Origin of the sequence: uncultured Lactobacillus sp., from assembly GCF_947367125.1 — a bacterium.
GTDB lineage: Bacteria > Bacillota > Bacilli > Lactobacillales > Lactobacillaceae > Lactobacillus.
The window spans coordinates 1-3,635 of sequence record NZ_CANBCQ010000068.1 but is presented as its reverse complement, the minus strand read 5'-3'; the positions used below and the strand labels follow the sequence as shown (position 1 = coordinate 3,635).

Annotated in this window: 10 protein-coding genes; all 10 read left to right on the top strand. The window is 38.3% G+C overall.

The features are described from left to right. The first annotated feature begins 98 nt into the window (after nt 1-98). Nucleotides 99-311, top strand: a complete 213-nt coding sequence (locus tag Q0Y84_RS12110; RefSeq protein ID WP_297954128.1) for a hypothetical protein — start codon at nt 99-101, stop codon at nt 309-311. Between the two features lie 4 nt (nt 312-315). Beyond that, entirely contained in the window at nt 316-921 is a 606-nt protein-coding gene (locus Q0Y84_RS12105) for a JAB domain-containing protein (RefSeq protein ID WP_297954125.1), read from the top strand. Between the two features lies 1 nt (nt 922). Next, on the top strand, nt 923-1,231 hold the full coding sequence (locus tag Q0Y84_RS12100; protein WP_297954123.1) for a hypothetical protein: 309 nt from the start codon (nt 923-925) through the stop codon (nt 1,229-1,231). Nucleotides 1,232-1,251: 20 nt separating this feature from the next. Next, a complete protein-coding gene (locus Q0Y84_RS12095) occupies nt 1,252-1,629 on the top strand; it encodes a hypothetical protein (RefSeq protein WP_297954121.1) in 378 nt (125 codons plus the stop codon). After that, on the top strand, nt 1,622-1,825 hold the full coding sequence (locus Q0Y84_RS12090; RefSeq protein WP_297954119.1) for a hypothetical protein: 204 nt from the start codon (nt 1,622-1,624) through the stop codon (nt 1,823-1,825). Before Q0Y84_RS12095 ends, Q0Y84_RS12090 begins: the two co-directional genes overlap by 8 nt. 1 nt (nt 1,826) lies before the next feature. Next, nucleotides 1,827-2,243 carry a hypothetical protein gene (locus tag Q0Y84_RS12085; RefSeq protein ID WP_297954115.1) on the top strand — a complete coding sequence of 139 codons (417 nt, stop codon included), beginning with the start codon at nt 1,827-1,829 and terminating at the stop codon, nt 2,241-2,243. Between the two features lie 238 nt (nt 2,244-2,481). Then, a complete protein-coding gene (locus Q0Y84_RS12080; RefSeq protein WP_297954113.1) occupies nt 2,482-2,622 on the top strand; it encodes a hypothetical protein in 141 nt (46 codons plus the stop codon). Nucleotides 2,623-2,625: 3 nt separating this feature from the next. Continuing rightward, complete coding sequence (locus Q0Y84_RS12075) at nt 2,626-2,937, top strand: hypothetical protein (RefSeq protein ID WP_297954111.1); 312 nt, start codon at nt 2,626-2,628, stop codon at nt 2,935-2,937. Between the two features lie 5 nt (nt 2,938-2,942). Continuing rightward, nucleotides 2,943-3,251, top strand: coding sequence for a hypothetical protein (locus tag Q0Y84_RS12070; RefSeq protein ID WP_297954108.1), 309 nt, complete (start codon nt 2,943-2,945; stop codon nt 3,249-3,251). A gap of 3 nt (nt 3,252-3,254) precedes the next feature. After that, nucleotides 3,255-3,635: hypothetical protein (locus Q0Y84_RS12065; RefSeq protein WP_297954105.1), on the top strand; the 381-nt coding region annotated here is incomplete at its 3' end.

Sequence of the window (3,635 nt, the reverse complement as noted above, 5' to 3'; positions counted from 1 at the left end):
ATGCAATGGAACATGATTAATGATCCGTTTGCCTATTTGCTGAAAATGCTTCGTGATGGTGTAGCAATTGACAAAAACTGGGGGGTAAAGGAGAAATTATGATTTTTGATTTAAAAATTGGCTGTACAGTAACACCACGCCAGCTATCTAATGTCTTTCAGTATTCATTTATGAAATGGAAGCTAGGTGTTGGATGTATTTCAAATAGCCGACTTTATGAAGTTGATACACAAGAAGCAGGAACAGTTCAAGTTACAGGTGATTGCAAAATCATTTACTTGGGACTTGGTACTTGGGAAGTAAAGGACTAAAACAATGACTCAAAGAAATTACAAAGAAAAAAATGTTCAAGAAATGAACATGGAAGATTTAATCAATACGGTAAGCGATGACTTAAGCCGCTATGACAAGCTTAAAACGCTTGAGGGCGTTAAAAAGGAAATGTCGGTCGGTTTGTTTAGCAACAACCTTTCTGAAAGAGGGCTAAAGGCTTATATCAGATTGCTAGAACTTGAACTGCGGTTAGCAACCACAAGGGAACCAATCTTTCATGATTCACGTGGTTTTGGCGATTACCTAGCCGGCAAATATGCGGAACTTGATCACGAAGAAATGCACTTGATCAGTTTAAGCAACCAAGGGCAAATTATTTCAGATGACGTAGTAGGTTCAGGGACAGTAGAGAAATCCGCCGTTTCAGTGCCGCTAATTATTAAAATATTATGCCTTAACGGGGCGGCTAACTTTATTGTGGTACACAATCACCCAAGTGGCTCGATGAAGCCCTCAAAAGCTGATTTAACGATGACGGAATCAATTTACAGCTTGTCTAAGCTGATTAAAGTTCACATGCTAGATCATTTCATTATTGGCAACGGAAATTATTTCTCATTTGCTGAGCATAATTTACTGGGAGATTAACATGAAACTTTACTTAACAAGTCAAAAGTACGCACATAGCAATCCCAATTTAACTGCTTATGAAATTGATCAGATTAGTAAGGCTTACCTAGGGAAAATTAGTACCGTTTGCACAGTTGAAGTTTGGGCACCGTCTAAGATCAAAAAAGCAAGATATACGGGAGCTGCTAGGTATCATGACGGATCAATTATCATTACCATTACGGATATGCTGAATTTGCAATTTTTTAGAAAAATGCTTGGAAAATCGTACTTTATAGTTGTTTCAATGCAGCCAGACTATCCAAAACTAGTAATTAAGGATTTATAGAAAACAAAGGAAAAACAAAAATGAACACAAAATACAATTTTAACAATCGTAAGCTCAAAGCAAGTAATTTTAGTGAACTGGACACTAATCCCAACCATTACAAGAACGATGACTTTACGTCTAACCGTTCAAAAAATCAGAATGGCTATACCAAAGGCGTATCAATTACTTACGTAAACGGTCAAACCTTTAAGACCAAGGATGTAACTGTAGAAAGCATTTACGAAGCTTTAGCAGAAGATAACAACTGGCTACGGCTAAAAAACGGGGGGTGCATTAATTTGAACCACGTGACGCACTTTGAACCGTATAAGTTTTTTGACCACCCTAGGGATGAAATGTCAGCACCATGGTCGGTAGGACACGCACCAAAAGTGAGAAACGATCAAAATGCCTAGTGTTCTGTTTCGGGTAAAAAGTCTTGACGGCGACCCGCTTATCAAGATTGTTCTTAACGAAAAAGAAAAGTACGAGTTGTACTGGCTTTATCCTTTCAAAAAATGTGCTTTAGGTGGGTTTGATAATTTCACTGAAGCAGAGGTTGCGTTAGGTCAGTATTACGGATTTGAAAATATTGAAGAGGTTAGAAGTTAAAATGCGTAAATTTGTAGCTATTGAAGTTGGACCAAGGTCCAGTGTTGAGGTAGATGTTGAAGGTCGTTGGCTGGTATGGTGGGGCGTTCCTATCACGATTAGGGGATTCAAATTTTTCTTTGTACCGACAAGCAATTCTAAAAATGTCAAAATTGAAGCTTACTCGCTAGATAGTTTGAAGCTCTTTGATGATTTTAGCGTGTCTAAAAAAGCAGCATTAGAGCAGTGTGCCACGGAAGAAGGATTCGTTTTCACAGTTATGCCACTTATAGTCCAAATTGATATTAATTTGCGCAAATTAAGTGATGACAAGTGGAGAAGCATTTTAAAAAGTGAGCGCGCTGCGGCGATTGCAGAATGTGGCGCTAGAAATGAAAAAGAAGCTAAGTTACTAGATGATTTTACGAAACGGAAATAGCAACGAATGACTAGGCAAGAATTTATTGACATGCTAAGCCTCTATAAAGGCGTTGAGGTTCAATTTAGCGAATCAAATAAGTATGTTTCTATCACACTTACGAAATACACAGATTGTTGGGGCGGCGCTTCACCAGAAGTTGGATTTTATTGGGGTGAACGATCTGTTGATATTACTGGCACAGATGGATTAGAACCGGAAGCACTTCTTCAATTGTCATACGTTTTGAAGCTAGTGTATGAGTACTTGCAGAAAGGGACATGGAAATGATTGGTATAATCAAAGTCCTGCTGATCATGTTCATTGTCACCGCGATGGTGTGGCTGGCGGCGTATACGGTATTGACCGCGGTAAATGCTTTAAAAGATTGGTGGCGTAGCAAATGGCAATAGTTGCCAATGGCATTGTACTGATTGACGTAGACGAAAAAGGCCACTGGACTTTTCATTCTGATGGTAAAACGGCTGATCCAGTTTTACATAAGCAAAATCTTTACTTTACAGATCGTAAGAAAGTGCCGTGGGCTTACAAATTTCCCGGTAAAGATTACTACGAAGTTGAGTCGGAATTTGTTTTAACCGTTACTTTACATAAAGAAACTGGTATTAAGCCAGGCATTTATTATGATGCATATTTCACGCTAGGTGATGAAAAATTCCGCGCTAGAAGAATAAAAGTAATGATTGAGGAGTGAAGATTATGAAAGTTAAATTACTCTGGTCTCATTTTTTGCCTGATTTGGATAAAAAGATTAATGAGTTTATTCAAGGTAAAAAAATCATCGATATTAAATTTACGGAGGTGGTTTCGGACGACTACGGTAAGGGCGATTGGTCCGCACTAGTGATGTATGAAGAAAAAAGAAACAGACACTTTAAACAAAAGGAATTTAATATTTCTGATGGCGCGGACCCCAACGAATTCATGAAAGTTCATGATGTCGTTAATGTGGTAACCCTTAAAGATGAGAATAACGAGCTAGTAACAGTAGTAACTTATGAGGATTAAAAAATGGTGGATAAAGAAGAAAAAGAAAAACTGACAGAAGCATTAAAAGAGTATATCGGTGAGGATGTTGGAGACGTTGACTATTGCTATGGCGAGGATCTACAAGAGTCTGGAAGGCGCATCACGATTATCACGAAGCCTCACAAGCCGACTTTTAAAGAAAAGCGCAAAGAGCTAGTTGACCAGCTAAATAAGGAACTGAAAGAAATTGATGATAATTATAGCGTAGTGAAGGGCATTGCATCTCCTGACGTAACTTACATTCATTATGATGCCCGACCTTATTGCGAATTATATCTTAACGGCAACATTAATTTTCACGGCGTTTACGATAGTGTAAAGCAAATGACCAAGGCTATGGAGGCTATTTCAGGCTTTTCATGG

Excerpts from the sequence above, each read along its gene's own strand:
- Q0Y84_RS12080 (WP_297954113.1), top strand. The coding sequence starts at position 2,482 with ATGAGTACTTGCAGAAAGGGACATGGAAATGATTGGTATAATCAAAGT.
- Q0Y84_RS12105 (WP_297954125.1), top strand. The coding sequence starts at position 316 with ATGACTCAAAGAAATTACAAAGAAAAAAATGTTCAAGAAATGAACATG.
- Q0Y84_RS12100 (WP_297954123.1), top strand. The coding sequence starts at position 923 with ATGAAACTTTACTTAACAAGTCAAAAGTACGCACATAGCAATCCCAAT.
- Q0Y84_RS12090 (WP_297954119.1), top strand. The coding sequence starts at position 1,622 with ATGCCTAGTGTTCTGTTTCGGGTAAAAAGTCTTGACGGCGACCCGCTT.
- Q0Y84_RS12085 (WP_297954115.1), top strand. The coding sequence starts at position 1,827 with ATGCGTAAATTTGTAGCTATTGAAGTTGGACCAAGGTCCAGTGTTGAG.
- Q0Y84_RS12075 (WP_297954111.1), top strand. The coding sequence starts at position 2,626 with ATGGCAATAGTTGCCAATGGCATTGTACTGATTGACGTAGACGAAAAA.
- Q0Y84_RS12110 (WP_297954128.1), top strand. The coding sequence starts at position 99 with ATGATTTTTGATTTAAAAATTGGCTGTACAGTAACACCACGCCAGCTA.
- Q0Y84_RS12070 (WP_297954108.1), top strand. The coding sequence starts at position 2,943 with ATGAAAGTTAAATTACTCTGGTCTCATTTTTTGCCTGATTTGGATAAA.
- Q0Y84_RS12095 (WP_297954121.1), top strand. The coding sequence starts at position 1,252 with ATGAACACAAAATACAATTTTAACAATCGTAAGCTCAAAGCAAGTAAT.